This window comes from Corynebacterium sp. HMSC055A01 (genome assembly GCF_001809405.1).
Lineage (GTDB): Bacteria > Actinomycetota > Actinomycetes > Mycobacteriales > Mycobacteriaceae > Corynebacterium > Corynebacterium hesseae.
This window is the reverse complement of sequence record NZ_KV797598.1, coordinates 22,959-47,518: the sequence shown is the minus strand read 5'-3', so window position 1 is coordinate 47,518 and position 24,560 is coordinate 22,959. Positions and strand designations below refer to the sequence as shown.

The following is a 24,560-nucleotide window of genomic DNA, read 5'->3' as shown; positions in this document are numbered from 1 at the left end:
GCGCAAGAGCGCTATCATGGCGACCATGATTGAGACTCCGTACGAGGACCTCCTGCGCCGCGTCCTGGAAGAAGGCGCTCCCAAAGGCGACCGCACTGGCACCGGCACCCTCTCCCTGTTCGGTGCCCAGCTTCGCTATAACCTGGCGGAGTCTTTTCCCCTGCTGACCACCAAGAAGGTCTACTTCCACGGCGTGATTGGTGAGCTGCTGTGGTTCCTGCGCGGTGACTCCAACGTGAAGTGGCTGCAGGAGAACAAGGTTCGCATCTGGAACGAGTGGGCCGATGAGGACGGTGAGCTAGGCCCCGTCTACGGCGTGCAATGGCGCTCGTGGCCCACACCGGATGGCCAGCACATCGACCAGATTCAGGTCGCGCTGGACACGCTCAAGAACAACCCGGATTCCCGCCGCAACTTGGTCTCCGCGTGGAACGTCTCTGAGTTGGACAAGATGGCGCTCATGCCCTGCCACTTGCTTTTCCAGCTTTATGTCGCCGACGGCAAGTTGTCCATGCAGGTTTACCAGCGCTCGGCGGACATGTTCCTCGGCGTTCCCTTCAACTTAGCCTCCTACGCGGCGCTGACTCACATGTTTGCGCAGCAAGCAGGTTTAGAGGTAGGCGAGCTCATCTGGACCGGCGGAGATTGCCACATCTACAACGACCACATCGAGCAGGTTAAGGAACAGCTCTCCCGTCAGCCCCGCGAGTACCCACAGCTCAAACTCCACAAGGCTGAGAGCCTCTTTGACTATGACTTCGATGATTTTGAGGTCATCGGCTACGACCCCCACCCCACCATCAAGGCGCAGGTGTCCGTTTAATGCTGGGCGCAATCTGGGCCCAGTCCCTCGACGGGGTCATTGGTGACGGCGTGGTCATGCCCTGGCACGTGCCGGAGGACCTCAAGCATTTCAAGGAAGTGACCATGGGCGCGCCCGTCATCATGGGCCGTAAGACGTGGGAATCCCTCACCCCCAAGTTCCGCCCACTTCCGGGCAGGGACAACATCGTGCTGTCCCGCCGCGAGCCCGGCGAGTGGTCTGCGGGCGCCACCGTGGTGGACAACCTCGACGCCGCACTTCACGCCACGCTTGACGACGCCTGGATCATCGGCGGCGGCCAGCTCTATAGCTCCGCCCTCGACCGCGTGGATACAATCGAGCTCACCCTCATGGGTGTACAAGTCGGCGATGCCTACGGCGCAGATGCCGTCCTGGCCCCGAGCGTTCCGGAGGAATTCAGCCTATCTGCCGATAGTGACTGGCTGACCTCCGAATCAGGCCACCTCACCATTCCCGGCCAGCCGCCCAGCGAGCTGCCGATGAAATACCGTTTCCTCACCTACGACAGAAAGGCTGCTGCTTAATGAGCACCAACGTTGCCACTCCCGAAACCACTGAGCACGTCACCATCTTCTTCGCCGATTGGTGCCCGTTCTGTGCCAAGCTGATCAAAAACCTGGACCGCACCGAAACCCCATACGAGCTCGTCAACGTCGAAGCGGATTCCCCCGACACCGCCGACATCAACGCCTGGATCGAGTCCGTCAACGACGGCAACCGCATCGTGCCCACCGTCCTCTACTCCGACGGCACCCACGCCACCAACCCTTCCGCCAGCGAGGTCCGCGCCAAGTACGCGGAGCTGGCCGGCGAATAAACGAAAGGCGACGCATTTAACGCCGCCCCACGCGGGGCTGCTAGTCTTACCTAGGTGCGCAACGCACCCCCGCCCCAGTAGCTCAGGGGATAGAGCACGGCTCTCCTAAAGCCGGTGTCGGAAGTTCGAATCTTCTCTGGGGCACGCTGTGAAGTCTCGAGACATCGTTCCGGTCGGTGTCTCGAGATTTTTTAGTTGCCCCGACTGGGGTTGAGTTCGTTGTCTTTCTAGTTGTAGTAGATCTTTTCTTCGGTGAGTGTGTAGGCGGCGATTTGTGCCCCAGTGATGGCTATTTTGACGTCGACGTGGTTGTCGATGCAGACCATGGTGATTGGTTCCCCGCCCCATCTGCGTCCGATGTAGAGGCGGCGTAGTTTGCCTCCCCATCGCAGGGTTGTCTTGCCGTTGGTGCCGATTTTGTCGGTACTTAGTCGGTAGTCGTGGTCTGGTTTGATGTCTACTTATCTGCATTCACCCCCATTAAGGGTGAATCTTCAGATCAAAACTTGAAATGTTTTATAAACAGTATTACCTAACTTAGGTAAGCCTTACCTTTCCTGCTGTTCATAAATCGAGGTTTACTATGACCCAACAGTCCTCTACGCCCGCACGGAGTGCAAGCTCATCCAGTGGGTCGACGGCACGTTTAAACACCAGAGATCTCATCAACGCTGGCATCTTTGCTGCACTTTACTTTGTAATCACCTTTGTAAGCGGAATGATTGGATTCGCAGGACCACAATTCATGTTTATTGGATGGTTCATCGCGGCAATCGCAAACGGAATCGTGCTAGCGCTTTATGCCGCCCGCACGCCCAAAATGGGTGCTTTCACCCTCGTCGGTGGTATTAACGGACTAGCATTCATGCTCACCGGACACTACTTCTGGACCCTGCTGGGAAGCATAATTCTAGGGTTTATCGCGGATTTGATTATTACAAAAAGCCACCTCAGTATTGCCAAATCCTTCCCTATTGCCTACAGCGTCTTCTGTGTCTGGATTTCTATGCCTTTTATCCCGCTAATTCTGGATACGGACTCCTACTACGTCGATATCGCAGACCAAATGGGTCAAGAATATGCCGATGCCATGTCGGATATCTTCCAGCCATGGACCATTGGAGTACTGGCCATTTGTGCGCTCATCGTCGGCTTTATCGGAGGAAAGGTCGGAGTTCGCGTCAGCCGCAAACACTTTGAAAGCGCTGGTCTCCTGTGAGCCTGCAAAAACAGGGCGTGCTTCATCGATCTTCGATCGATCCACGGACCGTGCTGCTTTCTGTTCTAGTAATCAATGCGGTAGCTCTCAGCCACGGCCACCTACCGACACTGCTGATTTCTATCGCTTTCAGCTCCATCGCACTAGCTACAGTAAAGCCACACTATGGTCTTATTTGCCTGTTCGCTTTTGCATTATCCTATCTAGGGTACTGGGGCCTATTACAGCTTCCTGGCTCCACATTTTTCGCTTTTTCAGCGGCAATTTTTTCGTGGCTAAGCCGTTTTGTCATCAGCATGTCCATCGGCACATTCGGCTTGCTCACTCTCACACCATCCACGTTGACCTCAGCACTGCGGGACCTGCGTTTACCAGGCTGGGCCACCATTCCACCGGCGGTATTCCTGCGCGTTTTGCCGATCATCGTGGCAGAAGCCAAAGCCATCCGCGATGCCATGGTCCTTCGGGGTCTCCAGCCTGGAGTAAAAAGCTGGATCACACAGCCCACACAATCGTCCGCGATGTTGATCATCCCCTTATTAGGTGCCGTCGTCCGCGCTGGTGATGAGCTCGCTGCCTCTGCTCTTGTCCGGGGATTGGGAGGACCCGCACGCCCAACCACCACCGCCGATCTTTCCTTCAAGCTTGTCGATGCAACTGCACTAGCTGGGTTGGGCCTCGTTGTTGCCTCTGTCTGGCTTCCCACGGAGGTCCACTTATGAACGAACGCAGTATCGCAACCAGTGTAGACGCCCACAACGTTTCTTTTACATATCCATTGGGAGCTCGGCCAGGTATTCAAGGTGTATCTGATGTGTCTTTTTCTGTCTCTCCAGGACAGTGTCTACTGATTACCGGTGATTCCGGATCGGGAAAGTCCACGGTACTCAAGTTGATCAACGGACTCATCCCCCATTTCAATCCAGGAGAGCTACTAGGCACCATCACTATTATAAAGGATGACCAGGCTTTTACCCCTGCGGAAGAACCGCTGTCCCGAGCCATCGAGTTCAGCGCCTCAGTATTCCAGAATCCAAGGACACAATTTTTCACTGAAAGCGTCAATGCAGAATTGGCCTTCGGGCTAGAAAACCTTGGTGTAGATCCCAAAGAAATTGAGTCGAGGATTCAATCAGCGGTCGAGCTACTAGGCATTAACGATCTTCGGGGCCGGCGATTCAAAGAATTATCCGGTGGGCAGTTACAAACCGTGGCATGCGCATGCGCGCTTGTGTCCCCGGGCAGTCTCGTGCTTCTCGATGAACCCACGTCCAATCTCTCTATGGAAAGCATCGATATTCTTGCACGCGTGCTACACCGCTTGAAGGAATTAGGCACAACGATCATTATCGCTGATCACCGTCTCTTTTTCTTAAAAGATATCGCTGACCAAGTTATTTACTTGACTCAGGGAAAAATAACGCGGAGTTTCCGCGCTCAGGAGTTTTATGCCTTAGACGAACCCGAACGCAAACAATTGGGGCTACGCAGCTTACACCATGTTCCCCTGCCCGCGAGCGTGCCGGTACCACCCACGCTCGAAAACGCCGATCCCCAGCGGAGCGGACTCGAGCTAAGCAACATCTGTTTTTCTTATGGCGCACATGAGGTATTAAACATTGACCACGCATTTTTCCCCAGCGGCGAAGTCACCGCCTTAATCGGGCCCAACGGCGCTGGAAAAACCACCCTCGCCAGGATCATTTGTGGTCTTGCTTCTCCCAAACGCGGCGGTAGTCTCCGTTTGAACAGCAAACGAGTAGGAGCGGCTGCCCGCAGACGTGCCGCGTACATGGTGATGCAAGATGTTGGCCGCCAATTATTCGCAGCCACCACCGAAGAAGAAGTCACGCTCGGACTGGCAAAGAAGAAGCGGGACCACATCGATGTCAATGAGATTCTCCATCGCCTCGATCTGGCAGGAATGGCCCAACGGCATCCGCAGTCTCTGTCCGGTGGGCAACGGCAACGCTTAGCCATAGCTTCAGCCCAAGCCGAGCAAGCAGCGATCTACATCTTCGATGAACCTACCTCTGGCGTGGGCTGGCGCCAACTGCAATCCATCTCTGCGCTACTTCGATCTCTTGCAGCAAGCGGAGCAGTGGTCATCGTCATCACCCATGACCACGAATTCATCCAAGAATCAGTCACCAGAATCATCGATATGACTGACATCAACAAGAATTGAGAAAGAAATGTCTGAACTAAAACAAAGTTCCACAGAATCAAGCGGAACCCACGCACCAGAATCACACGGTGCGTCACCGGAAGAAGAGGCTCGCGCAAAACTAAAAGCCGGCCAGGTCGCTCTAAAAAAACTACTGGCCCCAGTGCAAACAACCATCTACTTCGCACAGTTTCTCGCGCTTATATCCTCGGTACTCGCCGTAGCACCCTACGTCGCGTTGGTGGCACTGGGAAATGCTCTAATCGACGGCAATACTGATGACGTCGCGTCCATTGTGAAATGGCTACTTGCTGCATTTTTGGGCCAGCTATTCTTCTATTTCCTTGCCCTTGCAATCACCCACTTCGCTGATGCAAAGTTGGTGGGGATTAACCGGCGCCGAATTATTACCGCTATTGCGAAAGCACCACTCTCGTGGTTTAGCCAGACTAATTCCGGCAAAGTCCGCAAAGCCGTCGAGGACGATACGTTAACTCTGCACACCCTGACAGCCCATGCTCCTGTAGAGAAGGTCGCCGCGATCTTTACGCCCCTCGCGCTTCTGGTTTATGCCTTTATCTTGGATTGGCGCCTTGGTCTACTTTCTATTGCCACTGTGCCCATTTTCCTAGCAATCCAAGCATATTCAATGAAAGATATGGGCACAAAAACTGCGGAAATGGATAATTATCTGGGTGAGGTCTCTGCGACTGCGGTGGAGTTCTCCGAAGGTATTTCCGTCGTCAAGGCTTTCGGCACCGTTGGCAAAGCCCACGCTCGATATCGCGAAGCTGCCCAAAAATTCGCGGAATTCTATTACGAGTGGGTACGTCCGCTTCTGCGTGTTTCCGCAATCTCAGAGTCTGTGGTGGCGGTTCCTGTCCTCATCCTTATCAATCTAGGAGTCGGTTCCCTGCTGATAGCTGGTGGCTATGTCACGGTCGCTGAAGTCATCGCAACAACGTTAATTGCGCTGGTGCTCCCGGGCACGATTCAAACCGTCGGCCAAATGATGTGGTCTTACCAGCTCGCTGGCAATGCGGCGTTGCGCCTTGATGAAGTCATGACAATTTCCCATGTGAAAGAAGGCCAAAAGAGCCTCGACGCCAATAGTCAAGACATGGAGGTGGAGTTCCATAAGGTCAGCTTTAGCTACGCCCCAGACACACCAGTCCTCCAAGACTTTTCTGCGCAACTAAATGCAGGCACTGTCACGGCATTGATTGGCCCCTCCGGGTCTGGCAAATCCACAGCAGCAACGATGTTGGCGCGTTTCCAGGATCCAGATTCGGGCACAATCACTATCAACAACGTGGATATCCGTGATCTCACTTTCGACAGTTTGTACCGCACTGTGGCTTTCGTCTTACAAGATCCTCACTTACTGCGTATGAGTATTCGGGAAAACATTCGCCTTGCACGCCCAGAAGCCCGCGATGAAGAGATCTGGCAAGCCGCAGAGGCTGCGCACATAGCTGCTGATATTCGCGCTTTACCGGCTGGGCTCGACACCGTTGTTGGTGAGGACACCTCTTTATCCGGTGGACAACAGCAACGCATTTCTATTGCCCGGGCAATCATTACCAATTCCCCAATCTTGATCCTGGATGAAGCTACTGCGGCAACTGATCCTGACTGCGAAGCAGAAATTCAAGCAGCTCTAGCCACACTCGTCAGAGGCAAGACCGTCTTAGTCATCGCCCACAAGCCGGAGTCCATCCAAGGAGCAGACCAAATAATCTGCCTCAAGCCTATGAAGGATAATTCTCATGTCTAATGCCACTACGCCTGTTAGTTCGCGTCTTCGTGATCCGCTACTCACTCGCAGTGTCAAAAAGCTGCAAAGTCCTGTAGGCCATAAGCTCAATAAAAGGTATGCTTGTCTATCGCTTATCGTTGGCGTGCTTGATGGCCTCGCCGTTCTCACGCTCGTGCCACTTACAAAGGCACTCGATGGGGATACGACGATCGCACCATGGATGTGGACGCTTTTGGCAATTGCGCTCGTAGCTTTTGCGCTACGATTTTTCGCAACCATGGCCTCTTACCACACGGCCTTGGATTTCATCCGAGCCGCGCACACGACTGTGGGCGATAAATTAGCAACGCTACCGCTCGGCTGGTTCGTACCGGCTAATACCGGCGGCCTATCTCGCCTCGTTTCAGATCGCTTTATGGTGGCGGCCGAGACCATTGCGCATATTCAAGGAACGATATACCGCGATAGCGCGGCACTTGTCACCTTGTTAGTAGGAGCGTGTTTCTGGAACCCGAAGCTGGGCTTGGTCCTTCTTATCATCGCACCATTGGCGCTCGTGGTGATGCAGTTGGCTGCATGGATTCGTGAGAAAGCATCGAACCGCGCACTGGGGCCGAGTAAAGAGCTCTCCCAGCGCATCGTAGAATTTGCTAACCGTCAACCAGCCCTGCGCGCGGCAGGACAATCACAAGTTTTTGCGCCACTAGAGCAAGCGCTAGAAATCGACCATAAAGCACGAATACGCGAGCTATGGGTATCCACATTAGCTTTGCTACTCAACGGCATAGTAGTGCAGATCTTCATTGTGGCTCTCATTATGGTCTCCGCGGATCTTGCCGTTGAAGGCGCCCTATCGCCACTAGAAACAATTGCGATCATCGGAATCAGCTTGAGGTTTACCCGCACGCTTGAGCAGCTGGGTTCTTCTTTCGTCGGTTTAGATGCCGGCCGTATCGCGCTCACAGAAACTGAGCTCATCACCGATGCCCCTTCCCTACCGGAACCCACTACTCCGCGCCCAGGCGATGGTTCGGGAAGTGTAGAGCTGCGTAATGTCACGTTTGGATACGGCGATAAACCAGTATTGGTAGATATCGCTTTCCATGCTCGACCAGGCACCGTTACCGCCATTGTCGGTCCTTCTGGCTCCGGAAAGACCACAATTGCGCGCCTTATTTCGCGATTCTGGGATGTAGATTCCGGGGCGGTGATGGTTGACGGCGTAGATATCCGCGAGCTTGGAACCGAACAGTTAATGTCCAGACTGTCCATGGTTTTTCAGGATGTCTACCTCTTCGACGACTCGTTAATCGCTAATATCCGCGTTGGTCGTCCCGACGCCTCCGATGAGGAAGTCTTCCGCGCAGCTGATCTTTCAGGCGTGACTTCTATTGCCAACCGCCTAGGGTGGCATACTCCTGTTGGTGAAGGCGGTCGGCTTCTATCCGGTGGTGAACGCCAGCGCGTATCTGTAGCTCGCGCGCTTCTCAAGCAAGCGCCGATTGTACTCTTTGATGAGGCTACCTCCGCGCTCGATGCAGAAAATGAGGCAAACATTCTTGCTGCGATGGACGAGCTACGGGAGCAATCTACTTTTATTGTCATCGCCCATAAGCTGGATACAATCAAATCTGCTGATCAAATCGTAGTCTTGGATGAACACGGGCAAGTCAGCCAGCTGGGCACGCATTCTGAGCTTTCCGATGTCCCCGGTATCTACCGTCACTTCTGGCAGCAACGCAAAGCAGCACGCGGGTGGAAAATCAGTTCGGGACGCGATTAACGCGGGCACCGAGATCGGCGTTGTTTGCGGGGGCACCCTTCTCCCCCCCCCGCAGCACGGAGCACCCTAAGTGCACCGACAAAGCTCAGAGCGAAGAATGCGGTAGCGGCTACGAGCGACCACTGCGCGGCGTTGGCCATGCCTTCGCCAGTTTGTTGTTCATGATGGTTCTCCTTAATCTTCAGTTCCTTGCGCACGGGCAAGCACATGCTGCCCTAGCGATTTCGGGCCCACGAAGCACTGTGAAGCCGAATCAGTCAAGCGACCTTTCTAACAAATAGAGGCCGCCGCGAAACGTGGCTTTGGCCCATGGGATTTTCGCTGCCGCGTGGTCGATGTATTCCACAAGGACGGCCGCTGCGGGTTCACCTACGGCACCCTTCCCGGACACCTTGAGCGCGGCGAGGAGACCTTCGCTCTGGAGCGCCTGCGCGATGGCCGCACACTGCTGCTTATCGACGCCGCCTCAGAGCCCTTCCTCCCCTCCCTGCGCCCACTTGTGGACGTGCCAAGGCGCCTGCTGATTAGCCAACTCTACCTTCACGCCTTAGACGATTAGCAGGATTGCGCATACGACAAAAGCCGCCTCCCCGAGCCCTGGGAAAGCGGCTTAGTATCAGCGCTGGTTAGTTCTTGCGCTTGTCTTCGATGGACTCGCGAGCATCACGGACAGCGCCCTTGACGCGGTCAAAGAAGCCACCCTTCTTCGTGGACTCCTCTTGGTACTCGTGTGCCTTGTCCTCCACGAAGCCCTTAGCGCGCTGGAACGCATCGCCGACGGCGCTACCAGCCTCGGATGCCTTGTCCTTTAGCTGATCCAGGCGCTCAGAGGACTGCTGACCGTTGACGTTGTCCTGGTTCGGCGCAGTAGCAACACGCTCTTCGTTTGCTTCGCCTACGATGTGCTGGCTCGGGGCGTAGTCAGAGTTACCCTCGTCCAGCTTCTCCTGCAGGTCCGGTTGCTGCGGGGCGGAACCAATGTGCTCTTCCTGCGCGCCGCCTACGATGTGCTGGCTCGGCGCATAGTCCGAGTTCTCCTCGTCCAGCTTCTCCTGCAGGTCCGGCTGCTGCGGGGCGGAACCAATGTGCTCTTCCTGCGCCTCACCTACGATGTGCTGGCTCGGCGCGTAGTCAGCGTTGTTCTCATCCAGCTTCTCCTGCAGGTCCGGCTGCTCGGAGGCAGAGCCTACATGCTCTTCGTCGGCGCCAGCAACGACGTGATTCTGCGGCTCGTACTTGCTGGCGGTAGATAGGCCGGCTGTGCCCGCGGCGCCTGCCGCTGCAACCCCTGCACCTGCTGCAGCCGCGCCGGACCGAGCGGAGGTGCCAGAGTTAGCTGCCGAAGACACAGTGTCCTCAGATGCCAGGTACTTGTATTCGTTGCGATCCAGGTCAACTTCGTGGCCTAGTTCGTTTGCCATTGCTACGTACTCCTTTAAATAGATTTATCTTCTTCCTTCTAGGGTTCCAGAAAATTCAGGAGCGTGCACGGAAATGGGTATGGGAAAGCGTCGACCGGTGGAGGGATCAGTCATCTCTAAACACTCAACATGGAAGGTTTCGCGTACGAGTTCAGCGGTCATCACCTCCTCGGTGGCCCCTTCGGCCACAATGCGTCCCTCACGCATGGCTACGATTCTATCGGCGTAACGCGCGGCATGGACCATATCGTGGACCACCATGACCACTGTGACCCCGGCGCCATTGAGATCTCGAATCAGATCCAAAATGGACAATTGGTGCGCGGGGTCGAGGTAAGTAGTCGGCTCGTCAAGCAAGGTAATTGGCGTTTCTTGGGCCAAAGTCATAGCGAGGAAGACGCGCTGGCGCTGACCACCGGAAAGGTCTGCCGCGGGGGCGTCGAGAAGCTCGCTCACCCCAGCACGCGAGGCAGCACGCTCAACCGCTGCATGATCTCCGGCCCGCATCGTCGCTAGCGCCCCTGTATAGGGATAGCGGCCGTAACCGATGACGTCACGCACTAATACCCCTTCCGGAGCCACGGGATGTTGTGGCAGAAAAGAAACTTCACGGGCAAAGGCACGCGAGGAATACTTGCTGATATTTTGGTCCGAGAGGTACACCGCACCTGCGCTGGGCGTAAGTTGGCGGCCCAATGTCTTGAGAAGCGTCGACTTGCCGCAGCCATTCGGCCCGATCAGAGCGGTTACTTGACCGCTGGATAAGTGAAGATTTACGTCCTTGACCACATCGGGTCCACCGTAGCCCACGGTTAATCCGCTGCACGTCAGTGTCATGTCTAGCCTCCGTTTCGCACTCGGGTCAGTCGAGTCAATAGGAAAATGAAATACGGTGCACCGATCAGCGCGATGAGCGCGCCAACGGGGATTTCCGTGGGGGCGAAGGCCCAGCGACCGAGCGTATCGCATGCGGTCACAAGGACCGCGCCGCCTAGGGCTGCCACGGGTATTTGCCAGCGCAGGTTCGCGCCAACAACCAAGCGAGCAGCATGGGGGACGATGAGTCCGGCGAAGCCCAAGACCCCGGCCGCGGCGACTCCCGCGGCACCGAGGATGACGGCTAAGGCTACTGCTATTAGGCGCCATATCTTGGTGCTCACGCCGATGCCGGCCATGGTGGAATCATCCAGCGCGAGCATATCCAGGTGTTTTGCCACCACCATCGCGACGGTTAGGGCGAGAAGGATAAAGGGGGCGACAATGGTGGCATCGCCAAGCGAGCGGGCGTAAAGCGAACCTTTCAACCATGTCATGGCCGCTCCTGCCTCTGGGGCAGCCCGCACCAGGAGCAATTCGGTGATGGCGCCCAGCCCAAAAGATACCGCCACCCCGGTAAGCGGCAGGCGCACCGGATCACTTGCCCCGCGCCCGGCGAGGAGAAGAACCAGCCCAGTTCCAGCCAACGCTCCAATAAAGGCTATGAAAGTCAGCAGGTGGGCCGGCAGGGCGCCTGATCCCATGAGTACCGCAACGGCCGCGAGTCCGCCGCCGGAGGTAATACCCACCGTATCTGGTGCGGCCAAAGGATTGCGTAGCGCGGACTGCAATAGACAGCCAGAGACGGCCATGGCAATACCAGCGCAGATTCCCACCAAGATCCGCGGGGCGCGGTACTTCCAGATGAGCGGCTCTCCGGTAACGAAGGCGGTGATCACCTCGCCCGGCGGTTTCATCACCGCACCGACGCCCATGCCGATGATTGCGCTCAACGCCAACGCCAGGATGAGTCCTACTAGCACCCCAACAAATCTCTTATGCCGCATGCTTCCTCCTCCCCAGCGCATGGACGGCCCACAACACTAATGGCATGCCAGCCAAAGAAGTCACGATGCCCACTGGGGTCTCGGCTGGCGCCCAGATTGCCTGGCCAACCGAATCGGCCACCAAAAGCACCGCTGCTCCAACAATTCCAGCCACGCACAGCCCCATGCGGTGGTGTGAGCCGCACACCCGCCACGCTACGGCCGCGGCCATCAACCCCAAGAAGCCAATCGGCCCAGTTGCAGCTACGGCCGGAGCAATAAGCACTACCGCCGCCACAATGGCTGCCAACCGAATGCGCTCCGGCTTCGCGCCGACAGCACCAGCCACGGCATCGCCTGCTACGAGCAAGTCCAGCGTTTTTGCACCGACTAAGGTCAAGGGAACCACGACCAGCACGGCAATCAGCGCCGGCATGATACCGCTTAGGCGCACACCGGCAAGCCGACCAGAAAGCCATGACATCACCGTAGCCAGTTGAGCTTCATCTACTACCAAGAAAATGGAGGTCAATGCGCTACACAGCGCGGAAACAGCAACGCCAACGAGTACCATGCGCTGGATCGCACCGCTCTTACCGACGCCCACCGTCACCCCCACAGCAATCCCCGCACCCAACAGCGCACCGGGCAACTGGTCAACACTCGAGGTTTCGCTTCCTATAAACATTGCTGTTGCGACTGCGCCGAGTGCCGCACCGGAGTTCACACCAGTGATGGACGGATCGGCTAGCGGATTCGCAGTTGCCGTCCGCAGCAATAACCCGCCTACCCCTAATGCGATACCGACGACCGTGGTGGCAAGGAGACGGTCAAAGGCCACGCTATGCAGCTCTTCTTCCAGCCACGGGGTATCAGCTGGCACCTGAACATGGCGAAGCCGCCACCACCACACGAAGGCGACGGCAGCGGTTGCAAGGACCAGGCAGGCGCTGGTTTTAGTTCGAGGTGCCACTACTCTTCGGCGGCGATGATGTCATCGAGCATATGCTCGGCGGAAAGCGGCCCGCGGGCGCGCGACCAGATATCTTGGTCCACCTCTACGATGTCGCCGCTACCCTTGGCATAGGGCGTCTTTTTAAACGCATCGACGTCCTTGTACATAAAGACTAGGTCAGCCTTCATACCAGGGAGCTTATCGCCGGTCAGTTCCGCTACATCAGTCTTAGATTCGATGGATGACTTCTCACCTTCGAAGGCATAGTCATAGCCCACCTCACTTAGTAGCGACTGGGGGAAGGAAGGGTTGACCCAGGTATAGAGCATCTCACTGGACCAGCCAGCCACGACCGCACGACTCCCCGGCTTTACCGCGTCCTTGGTATGAGCAATCTTGTCCTCGATGCGCTGACGGACTTCTTTGGCCTTTTCCTCTTTACCTAGCTTGGCCGCGATCTCATCCATCGAGTCCAGCACGTCCAAGTAAGTCTCATCTGGGTAGGATTCGGTCTGCCCAATCTCTTCCAACTGCGGCATGATATCGGCTTGACGGGTAGGGCTAGCCAGGATCAGATCCGGCTCCAAGGACTGGATAACCTCTAGATTCGGCTGCTTGGCCTGGCCCACAGAGGTCGCTTGACCCAGCTGCCCTTTCAAAGTGGTCGGTGCCTCCGACTTACCGATTTCCACGATTCCCACTGGGTCCACATCGAGGGCCTTGAGAATTTCCTCGTAGCGCCAATCAAGCGCCACAACTCGCTCGATCTTCTTTTCTCCGTTTCCTTCCTTAGAAGAAGAATCAGAAGAACACGCAACAAGGCCTGCGCCTAGGGCTAGAGTGGCTACGAGTGCGATAACTGCACGCACATTCATGAAGTCTTTCTTTTGCATAGCCTTATCTTACTTAGGTAAGGGTTTGCTGTCTAGGGTCTGATTGCCACGTTCCCGATACGGACCATGTTGCCGCACGTCCGCTAAAATGGGTTAATGGTCAGAAAGTTTGTCTGGGATCGGTGATTTATAGTCACTGTCCAGTGTGATTGTTGAAAGTATAGGCTTCACGACCGTATATCGCTGTCCTTGACGGTAAATCCCCGGTGTTTCTACCTGGATGTGGTAGGCCCTGGTGGTGTGGTGGCTTGATGCCGAAGAATCGACCACGCTGCCACTGCGGCGGCGACATGAAACGCAACGGAACTACCAGCAAAGGAACCACACGATGGCGATGTAAAGCCTGTGGGGCATCAGGCATCAAACGTCGCCCCGACGTCACCAACGCTAGAATTTTTGCGGATTTTATCGAGCATTGCACCACCACAATCTCGCTAACTGCACTGGCTAAACGCAACAATGTAAGCCATTCCACTATGAAGCGCAGATTTACATGGTACTGGCTTATTGACGTACCGGATCCCACCGTGGCACATACAGGCCGAGTCTATGACCAGATATTTCTCGACGGTACCTACACCGCTGGCGGATGCTTGATTGTAGCTTCCACCCTCGATCATGTTGTTGCTTGGCACTGGTGCCAAACACGAAACCGCTCCCGATTACACACGCCTGCTCGAACGCATCCCCGCCCCGTTAATCGCAACGACAGATGGCGGGCAAGGAACAGCAAGTGCAATAAAAACCTGCTGGTCAACAACACATGTGCAGCGTTGCCTCTGTCCACGCACAGCGTGTAGTTCGCCGCTATACAACCTCACGTCCGCGCACTGATGCCGGCAAAGCTATCTACACGCTAGCGCTGAAACTCACCCGAGTGCGAACTAAAGAAGAGGTAGCTGACTGGGGTGTATTGCTCCATAACTTCAACACTGTCTACCGCAGGTGGATGGACGAGAGGACCAGGGTTAAAGACCCTGATACAGGAAATTGGACATGGGTATGGACACATTCCAACGTGCGAAAGGCCTACAACAGTCTGAACCATCTATGGCGCCAAGGCATGCTCTTTGTCTACATCAATCAACCTAAAGGCGTCTTAGAACCTGCCCGCATCAAATCTACGACCAACAGTCTTGAAGGCGGGATTAACGCTCGCCTGAAAGAGATTGCGCGTGCTCACCGGGGCAGAACAAATGAACACCAGCGCAAAATGCTGGACTGGTGGCTGTACCTAAAAACAGAACTGCCCGACGATCCACTACGCATCGCCAGACAGTCCCACTGGGGCCAGGACCAACTCGCCAAAGTATCCATCCTGACCCACACCGAGAACCAAGCCGACCACGAAACAGGACGACCAGCCCTCTACGACAACGGTATCGACACCGAGTACACCCACTCAATCGGCATCCAAAAAGGCCAAATCTAACCCCAGCGACACGCCGAGCCAGACACACATTTTGACCCTTAACCCGCTAAAATCCGCCCAGGGCCATCACAATAGAAAACCCCCGCCTCAATGTGAGTCGGGGGACGGAGGGTGAACGGTAACTAGTTCAGACCCGGGATCTGCGGCAGCTTCGGCTGCGGGATGTTAAGACCGAAGATGCGGTTGATGGTCGGGATGAGGCCGTAGGCGGCACCGCCGACGACTGCAATGACGGCGATGATGGGGAGGATAACCTTCGCGCCACGGCTGGAGCCTGCGAAGAAGGCCGCAGCCATATCGTCGGCAGAAGGCTCCTTCGTGTTGGTCGGCTTAGAAGGCTTGGTCGGCTCGGTAGGCGTCGTAGTGGAGCTCGACGGCTCTTCCTCCTTCACGGCCGGGCGCGCGGTGAGCCACTCGTCGGAGTCCAGAACGCCCTGGGTCAGGCGGGTCTCACCAATCCAGCCGTACCACGGGTCCTGCGGCTTGCGGCTATCAAAGCCAGCGCCCATAACCCACTGCAGGTCGCGCGGGAGGAGGCCTTCAGCACCCTTGGCGTTGCGCAGGATGGGTGCACCGTTGATGAACATCTCTACGGTGTCGGAATCCGGCTTGTTGACTACGGCGATGTGCATCCACTCCTCGGTGGGAACCTCGTGGGACCAGACAGTCGAACCTTCGCCTTCCTTCGGTTCCGCCCACCAGCGCAGCTCACGGAGGTTAGAAATGCCGAACATGACGGTGGGGTCGGTGTCCTCGGATCCGTCGACAAGCTCGGCGATGCTGGAGTCGCGGGAGAGCGCACTCCCCCAGCCGTGCTCAGAGCCGTTGAAGTCCTTCGGAATCTTCACGAAGGACTCAAAGGTGTAGCCCTCGGAGGTATCGACCTTGTTGATCTCCGCGCCTTCCTTGGACCGAAACTCTGCCATCGCGAGCTTGCCAGCTGGGTCGGACCAGTAGAGGGAGCCAGAATCAGAGGACAACGGGTGGTGGTCCTTGGTGTAGGTGATGCGCTCACCCGTGTTGGAAGGACCACCCTCGCGAACGAGGTCACCGGCACCATCAGCACCGAAGACATCCGGAATGACTGCGCCTTCGGTGGCCACGTCGCCGTCGGCAAGCTGCTTGCCGTCCGTGTTCTTGGTCTGCCCCGGGCGCCAGTGGAAGACGGTCTTGTCGGACTTCACGAAGTCATTCGGGCCCTCCGGCAGCTGGTCCTTCGGGATGGTGTACGGGGTGTAGCCTTCCTCAGCGATGTCGCGGGCCTTCTGACCGAGGTCCGGGTCGTTTTCATCGCCAATGGTCCAGTCCGGGGCGAAGTCAGCGAAACGCTCCTTGAAGTTCAGCGGCACGTGGTAGCTATCGCCTGTGCCGTCGAGGATGAGCTTGTCGAACTGCGTGAGCTCCTTCGCTGGTTTCTGCGCGACCCACGGGGACAGGGCGGTCATCTCCAGCTCATTGCCGCTCAGGTCGAACTCGAGCACGCCGAGCAGACCGTTACCGCCCTGGTAAGCCATCTGGTAGTCCTGCAGGATGCCGATGACGTCGTGGCCTGCATCGTTCTTGTCCACGCGGTAGCCCGCGCCGTGGTGGTGGCCGCCCATGGTCAAGAAGATCTGGTCGTTCTTCTTAATGAACTTGTCCCACAGGCCCTGGCCATAGTCATCGGAGTAGAAAACCTCGCCAGCACCATCGAGGTTGAGCACCTCGTGGCTGGTGAGGATGACCGGCAGGTCCGGGTGCGCATCGAGAACGCCTTGCGCCCACTCCAGAGCCGCATCATCCGCGCGCCAGCCCAGCGCCAGGACCAGGTACTTCTGGCCCTCGGCCTCAAAAATGTGGTACTCGGAGTCATTGTTGACCGCGGTGTGGCGCTCTTGGAAGGTTTCCGGGTTGGCGGTCTTGGCGCGCTCGGCACTGAAGTAGACGTCGTACGGGTGCGCTGACTTATCCTCAATCATGTCGTGGTTGCCCGGCAAGATGGAGTAGTTCAGGTCGGAATCATCGAGGACCTTCATCGCCTCATCAGCAACCTTCCACTCCCCCTCGACGTCCGCCTGGTCCACCACGTCACCGAGGTGGGTAGCGAAGTCCATGTTGAGCGCCTGCTGGTTCTTCACCAGCCACTCGGTCTGCGCCTTAAAAGGCTCGCTACCGTAGCGCGCTTGCGCCAGGTTGCCGGTTTCCGGGGTGGAGTAACGGGAATAGAACTGAGTATCCGGCAGCACACCGATGCTGAAGCGCGAACCTAGGCCTTCCACCGACTCATCGGCAGAAGCAGGGACAATAAGGAACGTACCGGCCACCGAGGCGGTGACCACGGTGCCGAGCAGGCGGCGAGAAGCCATAGTTCTTCCAATCACAGTGAATAAAGCCAAAAGAGACATAAGAAATGTATTCTCCATAGCTTTCCCTCACGTAACGACCGCATGAACGCACGTTTAAATGATTACCCGCCGCTAGGATGAACGCTCATGAGCAATATCACTAAGAAATACAACGTCGACGTCACCCGCGTTGATACCGGTCGCTACCGCGCCACGAACACTGCGGGCGCGACCCTCGAATTCGGCACGGGCGACGGACTGCTAAGTCCGGTCGAGCTGTTGCTCGCTGCCGTGGCGGGCTGCTCGGCCGTGGACGTCGACGTGGTCACCTCCCGGCGCACGGAGCCGGAGCTTTTCGACGTCCACGTAGAAGGCACCCGCGTCAACGAGGACGGCGCCTCAAGGCTTAGCGACGTCAACGTGGAATTCTCCCTCCGCTTCCCCGATACCGATGCCGGCCGTCAGGCCCAGTCCATGGTGGAGCGCCTCGTGCGCATCTCCCACGAGAAGGACTGCACCGTCTCCCGCACGGTAGAAAACCCCACCAACGTCACGTTCCGCACGACCCAGCCCTAAGCCCACTCCGCTTTAAGCGCCTTTAGAGCGCTTTAAGCGAAAGGGTTATCGTCGCGCGAAGGGTTCTCCTCCCACGATTCAACGAAGGGGTTGTCCATGGCTTGCTGCATAGTGTGGGAGCCATCCCCGAATGGGTTGTGCCCGGCATCGGAGCGCTGGCGGCGGTAGCGCTCCAGATCCGCCTGTGCCATATAGCCCAGCTCTTCGCCGTCCACCACGATCCAGGGAAGCGGGTTCGGATCCACCATACGGCGCGGCTGCCCTTGGTGTGGCGAGGACAACATGGTGCGGATATCCGTCCGAGCCTGGTCCAGTTCCCCAAGATCCTTTGGACTCATTGAGGTTTTAATAGTCTTGCCGCCGCCGGTTCCAACCACCTCAGCCTTGAGCATGCTAAAAGAAAAGACTCCTGAAGGAATCGAGGGATTGCGCATGTCCACCTTGTCGAAGGCAAGGACGTCGTCATCGTCGAAAACCAGGATGAGCCCTTGCGGGGTGATGTACACCCAGGCCTCGTGCTGCATATCGACGTCTACCCGGTAAAACCCAATGAGCGGCTCGTCCGGCTCCAGCAGCCCATAGGCGTTGAGTTGTATCGTTCCCACACCACCACACTGCGCAAAGCCGTGATCCCACAGGTAGTGCATCTGACCTTGCAGCAACACTTCCCACAAGCCACGAATGAAGTCAGACAGGAGAGCGCCGTACTTATTGGCTAGCGGCTTGTGGATGCGCAGGTAGCCCGAGCGGATCTCAAACACGATCGGGTACGTCAGGGGCAGTGATTCGACGAAAGCCTCATCGATATGCAGGCGGCCATTATTCGCCTCGATGAATTCTTCCGCGGGGAAAAGATGCTCCACCACGAGGGTGTTTCCTTCTTCACGGGTATCGAGGATCCACTGAGAGTTCCGACGGCAGTTCTCGATGTAACCCTGAAGCACCGCTTGCACCTCAGCATCGCTGAACTGCTGGTGGTTCAGCCGGAACACGCTGTCGCCCTGAATGAAACGCATTCTCAGCTCTTCAGCCATACTTATTCCTCCGTCTTATGGGGCTCCGTGCACGTTTATGGCTCTGCGAGGCGCACCTGTGCACCCACCCATACTAATTGTGGTGCAATTTTAGACCATCGTGGCTAAAGTGACTTCAGATACTTTCTTCGGCCCCATCTTTGTCAGCCCACTTGACCCTCGCTAGGAGAACTCCATCATGTCTTTGTCCCGCCGTTCCCTTATCAAAGCCAGTGCCCTCGCGCTGACCGCCGGTGCCATCGGCAGCCAAGCACCCGCTGCGCTCGCCGTGGGTCCAGCTGTGGGCACCATCATTGACTTCTCCGCCGGTGTCCCTTCTGCGCGCGCCATCAAGGCCGCCGGCCACCTCGGCGCCATTCGCTATGTTTCCCAGCGCCGCCCCGGCGCTAACTGGATGCAGGGCAAACCCGTCACGCTGGCGGAAACGAAGGCCAATGCCGCTGTCGGCCTGAAGACCGCCTCCATTTACCAGTTCGGCCGCGCCGAGACCGCCGACTGGCTCAACGGTGCGGCGGGTGCCGCCGTCCACGCCCCGCAGGCCATCGCTATTCACAAGGCCGCTGGCGGGCCGACGGGCCGCCCAATCTACATCGCGATCGATGACAACCCCACCCGCGCCCAGTATGAGAACCAAATCCGCCCCTACCTCAAGGCCTTCTCGACGGCGCTGAGCGCGGCCGGCTACCAAACCGGCGTGTACGGCAATTACAACGTCATCGACTGGTGCGTCAACGACCACATTGGCCAGTTCTACTGGATGCACGATTGGGGCTCGGGCGGCAAGATTCACCCGCGCACCACCATCCACCAAAAAGCCAAGAACCAGGCCACCATCGACGGCGTGACCTGCGATATTAACACCGTCTACGCCAATGACTGGGGTCAGTGGACCCCGGGCCAAGGCGCGGTGACACCGCCCAAGGTCAAGGACATCCCGAGCGTGCCGGACAACATCCCGCTGCCCAACATCACCCTGCCGGATCCCACTGGTCGCGGCTCCAGTGTGAGCAGCGATGGCATCACCATTGCTGGTTCTTCCATCAGCAATGACCAAGTCCGCGGCGCGGTGGATATCCTCAACACCGTGCGCAAGTCCATGGGCTAAATGCCCTGCTGCGGCGCAGTCCCCTACCGTGCCGCAGAGGTCTTCGAGGCCGACGTTCTAGACGTTGGTTGAGAGGACGGCGCAGAAGAAGACGGCTCCGAAGATGTCGCGGCAGCCGGCGTCGCTGTCGTGGAGGTCGCAGTGGGCGCAGCGCTGGACGTCGTCAAGCGCGTGGCAACAGCACCAGGATTAGCCAGCGCCTCCTTGTTCAGGTTGTTGCCCTTCACCAGGTTCTTACCGGTGATCTCCTTGCGTACATAAGACGTGAGTTCCTGAGCGCTTCCTTCGATGGATGCAGCCACGACAAAGTTCTCTCCAAAAGACACCGAGGAATGACGATCCTTGCTGTCCGACCATCCCCACTTAGAGCCCACGACGTCGCTCAGCTTCGCGGTGCCATAGTTCTGTTGATATCCGTCGGCAGATACAGCATCGGCGTGGGACATAGCTACCAGCACAGGATGGGTCGGATCATCCTCCATGAGCTGAACAATGAACCTCACAACGTCGTACGTAGAGGTCATGGAATGCCCCCAGTCCTCCCCCGCGGACGTGGACTCCAAGCCATATTCCTTAGCAATGGCATCGATGGATCGCGGATATTTCTCAAAGAGCTGTGCGGCACTCTCGTCAGAGGAATCAGCAACCATATCCAACGCTAGGTACTTGTCCTCGAAAGACCCGCGTTCCAGCACGTAGGTTGCGATGTAGAGCTTAATCAAGCTCAGCGCATAGCGCGGCTGGTGTTCAGTGGTCGAGCCCATGTGCATGCCCGTCTCAATGCGGTAATACGTGATGGCCTTGGACTCATCGCCCTTGAGGAACTGACCTACTGAGTCCGGGACAGCTGCCAGCTGCAGCTGCCCTTTCCTATGTGTGATGGGACCAGGCTTGCTTGCGCTGGTCTGCGCTGAACCGCCAGCCGTGAAGTCTTCTTCATGCGCTGGTGAGCATGCAGCGAGACTCGCTGCTCCGAGCACGCACGCCAGAAGGGCGGCACCAGCTCGCGCTGACACCGCCCTGTGAGAAGGCTGAGAGTAAAACACAGAACCTGAGTCTACTCTCTACCGTCCGAAACGTAGCGTTTTAGGTGTTTTAGTGGTCCACCGGAGCCTCAACACCCACACCGGTCAGGGAACGAACCTCCATCTCTGCGGACAGCTCTTCCAGGTTGTCCGGCGGGGTCATGATGGAGACGATCCAGCCCGCGAAGAAGGCCAGCGGGATGGTGACCAGGCCCGGGGAGGACAGCGGGAAGATGGACCAGTCGGCGTTCGGGAACATCGAGGTCGGGGAACCGGATACCGCCGGGGACAGGAAGATGAGTACCAAGCAGGAGATAACACCGGTGTACATCGATGCGACAGCGCCCGCGGTGTTGAATCGACGCCAGTACAGGGAGTACAGGATGGTCGGCAGGTTAGCGGATGCCGCGACCGCGAAGGCCAGGGACACCAGGAAGGCAACGTTTTGGGTCATGGCCAGGATGCCCAGAATGATGGCGACGATGCCCAGGACAACCACGGTGATCTGGGAGACGCGGACCTGCTCAGCCTCAGTGGATTCACCGTTGCGGATGACAGAGTGGTAGATATCGTGCGCGATGGAGGCTGACGCGGTGATGGCGAGGCCGGCGACAACAGCCAGAACGGTAGCGAAGGCCACCGCGGAGATGACCGCCATGAAGATGGAGCCACCGATTTCCAGGGCCAGCAGCGGTGCTGCGGAGTTAGCACCACCCGGTGCGGCGAGGATGCGGTCCGGGCCAACCAGGGCGGCAGCGCCGTAGCCCAGGACCAGGGTCATGAGGTAGAAGGCACCGATGATGACGATGGCCCAGGTAACGGAGCGGCGAGCCTCGGTCGCGGTCGGCACCGTGTAGAAGCGCATGAGAACGTGCGGCAGGCCGCCAACGCCGAGAACGAGGGCAATACCCAGGGAGATGAAGTCAAGCTTGGTGGTGAGGTTCTTTCCGTACTTCAGGCCCGGCTCCATGATCTGGGAGGCTTCGTAGCCGCCTTCCTTGATAGCTTCGGAATTAGCGTGCATATCAATGGCTTGGGTAAAGAGTGCGCTGAAGCCGCCCTTGAGCATGACGAAGGTGAGGATGCACATGATGACCACGCCGGTTACCAGGAGCACGGCCTTGATCATCTGCACGTAGGTCGTACCCTTCATGCCACCGACAAGAACGTAGACAATCATGAGGATGCCCACGATGCCGACGACGACGGCCTGCCACTTGAAATCGTGAATATTCAGGAGCACGGCCACGAGGGAGCCTGCGCCGGCCATCTGCGCGATGAGGTAGAACAGCGACACGAACAGGGTCGAAATCGCAGCTGCCACGCGCACCGGGCGCTGCTTAAGGCGGAAGGACAACACGTCCGCCATGGTGAAGCGGCCAACGTTGCGCATCGGCTCCGCGACGAGCATCAGCGCAACGAGCCAGGCGACGAAAAAGCCGACCGAGTAGAGGAAGCCATCGTAGCCGTTGAGCGCAACGGCGCCGACGATGCCCAGGAAGGACGCGGCGGACAGGTAGTCGCCGGAGATAGCAAGGCCGTTCTGCCGGCCGGAGAAGCTACCACCGCCGGTGTAAAAGTCAGAGGCTTCCTTCGTGGACTTGCCGGCGCGAAGCACCACGTACATGGTGACGACAAGGAAGGCGGCGAAGACTGAGATATTCAGAATCGGGTTGCCGGCGGAGGATTCCGCTGCGGCCAAGGTTATGGTCTGCATTGTTTAGCCCTCCAGTTCCTGGCGAATGGCCGCTGCTTGCGGCTCGATGTTCTTATTGGCGTAGTTGACGTAGATGTACGTGATGATGAAGGTTGTCAGGAACTGGGCTAGGCCGAAGACAAGGCCAATGTTCCAACCGCCACCAAGTTCTATGGCCATGAAGCTGGGGGCAAAGACCGCAGCCAGCACATAGAGGACGTACCACACAAAGAACGCCACAGTCATGGGGAAGGTGAATTTGCGGTACGCGCTGCGCAGCTTGGCAAACTGCGGGCTGTCACGCATCTCGATGAACTCTTGCGGCGTAGGTTCGCGGCGCGAGTTAATCGAAGCAGGTGCGTCAGTCATGTCGCTCTCCTTACAAGGAGTCTTTTCTCCACAAACCGCGGTAAGAGACAAGGGGTAGTGTCTTCAATCACGTTTTGCCTTGCACAGTAAGTTACCTAACCACTCTTGCAAGGTTGTAAATCCTGCCAAGAAAAGTTAATAACATACACTTTCGCTACCCCCTACCCCTGCAACTACAAGGGATTTCTATCTCGCTGCTAGCACCCCCACAGGAGATTCCAAAGGAAGAATCTAATTTAGCAAACCGAAACTTCACAGAGTCTTTCACAGATCTTCACTCCCCCACCCCTCACGATTCCCGCTCCCCTGAGCACACAACAAAGCCCGCCTTCAACGTCCTCCCCCTCTCCCCTAACGATGTAAGAAGAAAGAGCAAGGCACTGAAGGCGGGCTCCACCGCTCGCGGGCGTTTGATACGCCCCACGTGTTTCGGCTTTAGGCGCCAGGGAACTCTCGCGGGTCCTTGAACATACGGCCAAAGCCTTCCTGGCCATCAAGCGCATCAAGAGCCGCTACGTCTTCGGACGTAAGCTCAACCTCTGCGGCAGCGAAGTTTTCTGCAAGGCGCTCCCGGCGGCTGGACTTCGGGATAACAGAAATTCCCTTGTTCAGCAGGTACGCCAGCACCGCCTGTCCGGCAGTGATGCCATGCTTCTCAGCGACGGACTCAACCACCGGGTTGTTGAGCACTACGCCGCGTGCCAACGGCGACCAAGCCTCCGTCACGATGCCGTGCTTGGCGTGGAATTCGCGCAGCTCCGGCTGGGTGAAGCCCGGGTGCAGCTCCACCTGGTTGAGAACTGGGACGATACCGGTCTCATCAATCAGGGTTTGCAAGGTTTCCTCATAGAAGTTGGCCACGCCAATCGACGCAATCTGACCCATGCCCTGCATGCGGGCAATCTCCTCGAACGTCTCCACATAGAGCCCACCCTGCGGCCACGGCCAGTGAATGAGGTAGAGGTCAAGGTAGTCCAGCTGCAGTTTGTCCAAGGATTCACGGAAGGCTTGGCCTACCTTGTCCTTGCCGTGATGGTCGTGCCAGACCTTGCTGGTGATAAACAGCTCATCCCGGGTTACGTCACCGGCCTTCATGGCCTCATTCAGTGCCTGCCCAAGTTCTTCTTCATTCTCGTACAGAGTCGCAGTATCGAAGTGGCGGTAGCCCAGATCGATGGCTTCACGCACGGAGCGGATGAGATCCTCTCCGCGCAGCTTGTAGGTTCCGAGACCCATCAGCGGCATCTCGCGGTCATCATTGAACGTGGTTTGTGGGACACTCATGTCCCCCATTGTGCCGCACTTTAACTTCCTGTGGGGGCGAAGCATAGCTCCTCAG

General features: G+C 57.3%; 22 protein-coding genes, 1 tRNA gene and 2 pseudogenes. 13 read left to right on the top strand and 12 right to left on the bottom strand.

The genetic code is table 11. The annotated features are described in order from the left end of the window. The first annotated feature begins 16 nt into the window (after positions 1-16). The 4 genes from HMPREF2604_RS12735 to HMPREF2604_RS12720 all read left to right on the top strand — a co-directional run bounded on the left by HMPREF2604_RS12735 (position 17) and on the right by HMPREF2604_RS12720 (position 1,805). A complete protein-coding gene (locus HMPREF2604_RS12735) occupies positions 17-823 on the top strand; it encodes a thymidylate synthase (RefSeq protein WP_010187679.1) in 807 nt (268 codons plus the stop codon). Continuing rightward, positions 823-1,368 (top strand): dihydrofolate reductase, encoded by a 546-nt coding sequence (locus tag HMPREF2604_RS12730; RefSeq protein ID WP_010187686.1) that lies wholly within the window; start codon positions 823-825, stop codon positions 1,366-1,368. Before HMPREF2604_RS12735 ends, HMPREF2604_RS12730 begins: the two co-directional genes overlap by 1 nt. Further along, complete coding sequence (locus HMPREF2604_RS12725) at positions 1,368-1,661, top strand: mycoredoxin (RefSeq protein ID WP_010187687.1); 294 nt, start codon at positions 1,368-1,370, stop codon at positions 1,659-1,661. The genes HMPREF2604_RS12730 and HMPREF2604_RS12725 overlap by 1 nt, the downstream gene beginning before the upstream one ends. Before the next feature lie 71 nt (positions 1,662-1,732). Continuing rightward, positions 1,733-1,805: transfer RNA gene (locus HMPREF2604_RS12720), tRNA-Arg, on the top strand. Positions 1,806-1,826: 21 nt separating this feature from the next. Here the strand turns inward: HMPREF2604_RS12720 and HMPREF2604_RS13775 are convergent. Next, positions 1,827-2,104, bottom strand: a pseudogene (locus HMPREF2604_RS13775) (IS481 family transposase); the annotation flags it as partial. A 140-nt stretch (positions 2,105-2,244) separates the two neighbouring features. Here HMPREF2604_RS13775 and HMPREF2604_RS12710 point away from each other — a divergent pair. The 6 genes from HMPREF2604_RS12710 to HMPREF2604_RS12685 all read left to right on the top strand — a co-directional run bounded on the left by HMPREF2604_RS12710 (position 2,245) and on the right by HMPREF2604_RS12685 (position 9,148). Next, entirely contained in the window at positions 2,245-2,880 is a 636-nt protein-coding gene (locus HMPREF2604_RS12710; protein WP_012714931.1) for an MptD family putative ECF transporter S component, read from the top strand. Next, entirely contained in the window at positions 2,877-3,602 is a 726-nt protein-coding gene (locus tag HMPREF2604_RS12705; protein WP_010187692.1) for an energy-coupling factor transporter transmembrane component T family protein, read from the top strand. The genes HMPREF2604_RS12710 and HMPREF2604_RS12705 overlap by 4 nt, the downstream gene beginning before the upstream one ends. Continuing rightward, positions 3,599-5,068, top strand: a complete 1,470-nt coding sequence (locus HMPREF2604_RS12700; protein WP_012714930.1) for an ABC transporter ATP-binding protein — start codon at positions 3,599-3,601, stop codon at positions 5,066-5,068. The genes HMPREF2604_RS12705 and HMPREF2604_RS12700 overlap by 4 nt, the downstream gene beginning before the upstream one ends. Before the next feature lie 7 nt (positions 5,069-5,075). Then, on the top strand, positions 5,076-6,824 hold the full coding sequence (locus tag HMPREF2604_RS12695; protein ID WP_070565697.1) for an ABC transporter ATP-binding protein: 1,749 nt from the start codon (positions 5,076-5,078) through the stop codon (positions 6,822-6,824). Continuing rightward, positions 6,817-8,589, top strand: a complete 1,773-nt coding sequence (locus tag HMPREF2604_RS12690) for an ABC transporter ATP-binding protein (protein ID WP_029158873.1) — start codon at positions 6,817-6,819, stop codon at positions 8,587-8,589. Before HMPREF2604_RS12695 ends, HMPREF2604_RS12690 begins: the two co-directional genes overlap by 8 nt. Positions 8,590-8,866: 277 nt before the next feature. Then, a complete protein-coding gene (locus HMPREF2604_RS12685; protein WP_369815742.1) occupies positions 8,867-9,148 on the top strand; it encodes a DUF1990 family protein in 282 nt (93 codons plus the stop codon). A gap of 67 nt (positions 9,149-9,215) precedes the next feature. Here HMPREF2604_RS12685 and HMPREF2604_RS12680 read toward each other — a convergent pair whose 3' ends face one another. The 5 genes from HMPREF2604_RS12680 to HMPREF2604_RS12660 are packed head-to-tail and all read right to left on the bottom strand — an operon-like array spanning position 9,216 to position 13,660. Further along, positions 9,216-10,010 (bottom strand): hypothetical protein, encoded by a 795-nt coding sequence (locus tag HMPREF2604_RS12680; protein ID WP_046646994.1) that lies wholly within the window; start codon positions 10,008-10,010, stop codon positions 9,216-9,218. Positions 10,011-10,034: 24 nt separating this feature from the next. Then, positions 10,035-10,847 carry an ABC transporter ATP-binding protein gene (locus HMPREF2604_RS12675; RefSeq protein ID WP_046646995.1) on the bottom strand — a complete coding sequence of 271 codons (813 nt, stop codon included), beginning with the start codon at positions 10,845-10,847 and terminating at the stop codon, positions 10,035-10,037. Positions 10,848-10,849: 2 nt separating this feature from the next. Next, the gene (locus HMPREF2604_RS12670; RefSeq protein WP_046646996.1) at positions 10,850-11,833 is read right to left on the bottom strand and encodes a FecCD family ABC transporter permease; all 984 of its coding nucleotides are present in this window, start codon (positions 11,831-11,833) and stop codon (positions 10,850-10,852) included. Further along, positions 11,823-12,755, bottom strand: a complete 933-nt coding sequence (locus tag HMPREF2604_RS12665; protein WP_209168001.1) for a FecCD family ABC transporter permease — start codon at positions 12,753-12,755, stop codon at positions 11,823-11,825. The genes HMPREF2604_RS12670 and HMPREF2604_RS12665 overlap by 11 nt, the downstream gene beginning before the upstream one ends. Before the next feature lie 29 nt (positions 12,756-12,784). Further along, positions 12,785-13,660: an ABC transporter substrate-binding protein gene (locus HMPREF2604_RS12660; RefSeq protein WP_049157735.1), complete on the bottom strand. Its 876-nt coding sequence runs from the start codon at positions 13,658-13,660 to the stop codon at positions 12,785-12,787. Between the two features lie 251 nt (positions 13,661-13,911). Here HMPREF2604_RS12660 and HMPREF2604_RS12655 point away from each other — a divergent pair. Continuing rightward, a pseudogene (locus HMPREF2604_RS12655) lies at positions 13,912-15,092 on the top strand (IS1249 family transposase). Positions 15,093-15,214: 122 nt separating this feature from the next. Here HMPREF2604_RS12655 and HMPREF2604_RS12650 read toward each other — a convergent pair. After that, a complete protein-coding gene (locus HMPREF2604_RS12650) occupies positions 15,215-17,437 on the bottom strand; it encodes a LamG-like jellyroll fold domain-containing protein (RefSeq protein WP_070531607.1) in 2,223 nt (740 codons plus the stop codon). 126 nt (positions 17,438-17,563) lie between these two features. Here HMPREF2604_RS12650 and HMPREF2604_RS12645 point away from each other — a divergent pair, with 126 nt between their 5' ends. Further along, the gene (locus HMPREF2604_RS12645) at positions 17,564-17,992 is read left to right on the top strand and encodes an OsmC family protein (RefSeq protein WP_070531604.1); all 429 of its coding nucleotides are present in this window, start codon (positions 17,564-17,566) and stop codon (positions 17,990-17,992) included. Positions 17,993-18,024: 32 nt separating this feature from the next. Here HMPREF2604_RS12645 and HMPREF2604_RS12640 read toward each other — a convergent pair whose 3' ends face one another. Then, entirely contained in the window at positions 18,025-19,008 is a 984-nt protein-coding gene (locus HMPREF2604_RS12640; RefSeq protein WP_232748466.1) for a hypothetical protein, read from the bottom strand. A gap of 196 nt (positions 19,009-19,204) precedes the next feature. Between HMPREF2604_RS12640 and HMPREF2604_RS12635 the strand changes: the two genes are divergently transcribed. Beyond that, entirely contained in the window at positions 19,205-20,131 is a 927-nt protein-coding gene (locus HMPREF2604_RS12635) for a DUF1906 domain-containing protein (RefSeq protein WP_070563298.1), read from the top strand. 23 nt (positions 20,132-20,154) lie between these two features. Here the strand turns inward: HMPREF2604_RS12635 and HMPREF2604_RS12630 are convergent, their stop codons facing one another. The 4 genes from HMPREF2604_RS12630 to HMPREF2604_RS12615 all read right to left on the bottom strand — a co-directional run bounded on the left by HMPREF2604_RS12630 (position 20,155) and on the right by HMPREF2604_RS12615 (position 24,514). Then, complete coding sequence (locus HMPREF2604_RS12630; RefSeq protein WP_070563295.1) at positions 20,155-21,177, bottom strand: hypothetical protein; 1,023 nt, start codon at positions 21,175-21,177, stop codon at positions 20,155-20,157. Positions 21,178-21,226: 49 nt separating this feature from the next. Beyond that, a complete protein-coding gene (locus HMPREF2604_RS12625; RefSeq protein WP_070563292.1) occupies positions 21,227-22,873 on the bottom strand; it encodes a solute symporter family protein in 1,647 nt (548 codons plus the stop codon). Positions 22,874-22,876: 3 nt separating this feature from the next. Further along, positions 22,877-23,221, bottom strand: coding sequence for a DUF485 domain-containing protein (locus HMPREF2604_RS12620; protein ID WP_070523091.1), 345 nt, complete (start codon positions 23,219-23,221; stop codon positions 22,877-22,879). A gap of 435 nt (positions 23,222-23,656) precedes the next feature. Next, a complete protein-coding gene (locus tag HMPREF2604_RS12615) occupies positions 23,657-24,514 on the bottom strand; it encodes an aldo/keto reductase (protein ID WP_070565695.1) in 858 nt (285 codons plus the stop codon). Between the last annotated feature and the right edge of the window lie 46 nt (positions 24,515-24,560).

Bases quoted from the DNA above. Each gene is read 5' to 3' on its own strand.
- HMPREF2604_RS12620 (WP_070523091.1), bottom strand. From the start codon at position 23,221: ATGACTGACGCACCTGCTTCGATTAACTCGCGCCGCGAACCTACGCCG.
- HMPREF2604_RS12635 (WP_070563298.1), top strand. From the start codon at position 19,205: ATGTCTTTGTCCCGCCGTTCCCTTATCAAAGCCAGTGCCCTCGCGCTG.
- HMPREF2604_RS12725 (WP_010187687.1), top strand. From the start codon at position 1,368: ATGAGCACCAACGTTGCCACTCCCGAAACCACTGAGCACGTCACCATC.
- HMPREF2604_RS12735 (WP_010187679.1), top strand. From the start codon at position 17: ATGGCGACCATGATTGAGACTCCGTACGAGGACCTCCTGCGCCGCGTC.
- HMPREF2604_RS12690 (WP_029158873.1), top strand. From the start codon at position 6,817: ATGTCTAATGCCACTACGCCTGTTAGTTCGCGTCTTCGTGATCCGCTA.
- HMPREF2604_RS12675 (WP_046646995.1), bottom strand. From the start codon at position 10,847: ATGACACTGACGTGCAGCGGATTAACCGTGGGCTACGGTGGACCCGAT.
- HMPREF2604_RS12710 (WP_012714931.1), top strand. From the start codon at position 2,245: ATGACCCAACAGTCCTCTACGCCCGCACGGAGTGCAAGCTCATCCAGT.
- HMPREF2604_RS12650 (WP_070531607.1), bottom strand. From the start codon at position 17,437: ATGGCTTCTCGCCGCCTGCTCGGCACCGTGGTCACCGCCTCGGTGGCC.
- HMPREF2604_RS12615 (WP_070565695.1), bottom strand. From the start codon at position 24,514: ATGGGGGACATGAGTGTCCCACAAACCACGTTCAATGATGACCGCGAG.
- HMPREF2604_RS12640 (WP_232748466.1), bottom strand. From the start codon at position 19,008: ATGCGTTTCATTCAGGGCGACAGCGTGTTCCGGCTGAACCACCAGCAG.
- HMPREF2604_RS12730 (WP_010187686.1), top strand. From the start codon at position 823: ATGCTGGGCGCAATCTGGGCCCAGTCCCTCGACGGGGTCATTGGTGAC.
- HMPREF2604_RS12680 (WP_046646994.1), bottom strand. From the start codon at position 10,010: ATGGCAAACGAACTAGGCCACGAAGTTGACCTGGATCGCAACGAATAC.
- HMPREF2604_RS12700 (WP_012714930.1), top strand. From the start codon at position 3,599: ATGAACGAACGCAGTATCGCAACCAGTGTAGACGCCCACAACGTTTCT.
- HMPREF2604_RS12695 (WP_070565697.1), top strand. From the start codon at position 5,076: ATGTCTGAACTAAAACAAAGTTCCACAGAATCAAGCGGAACCCACGCA.
- HMPREF2604_RS12625 (WP_070563292.1), bottom strand. From the start codon at position 22,873: ATGCAGACCATAACCTTGGCCGCAGCGGAATCCTCCGCCGGCAACCCG.
- HMPREF2604_RS12660 (WP_049157735.1), bottom strand. From the start codon at position 13,660: ATGCAAAAGAAAGACTTCATGAATGTGCGTGCAGTTATCGCACTCGTA.
- HMPREF2604_RS12645 (WP_070531604.1), top strand. From the start codon at position 17,564: ATGAGCAATATCACTAAGAAATACAACGTCGACGTCACCCGCGTTGAT.
- HMPREF2604_RS12670 (WP_046646996.1), bottom strand. From the start codon at position 11,833: ATGCGGCATAAGAGATTTGTTGGGGTGCTAGTAGGACTCATCCTGGCG.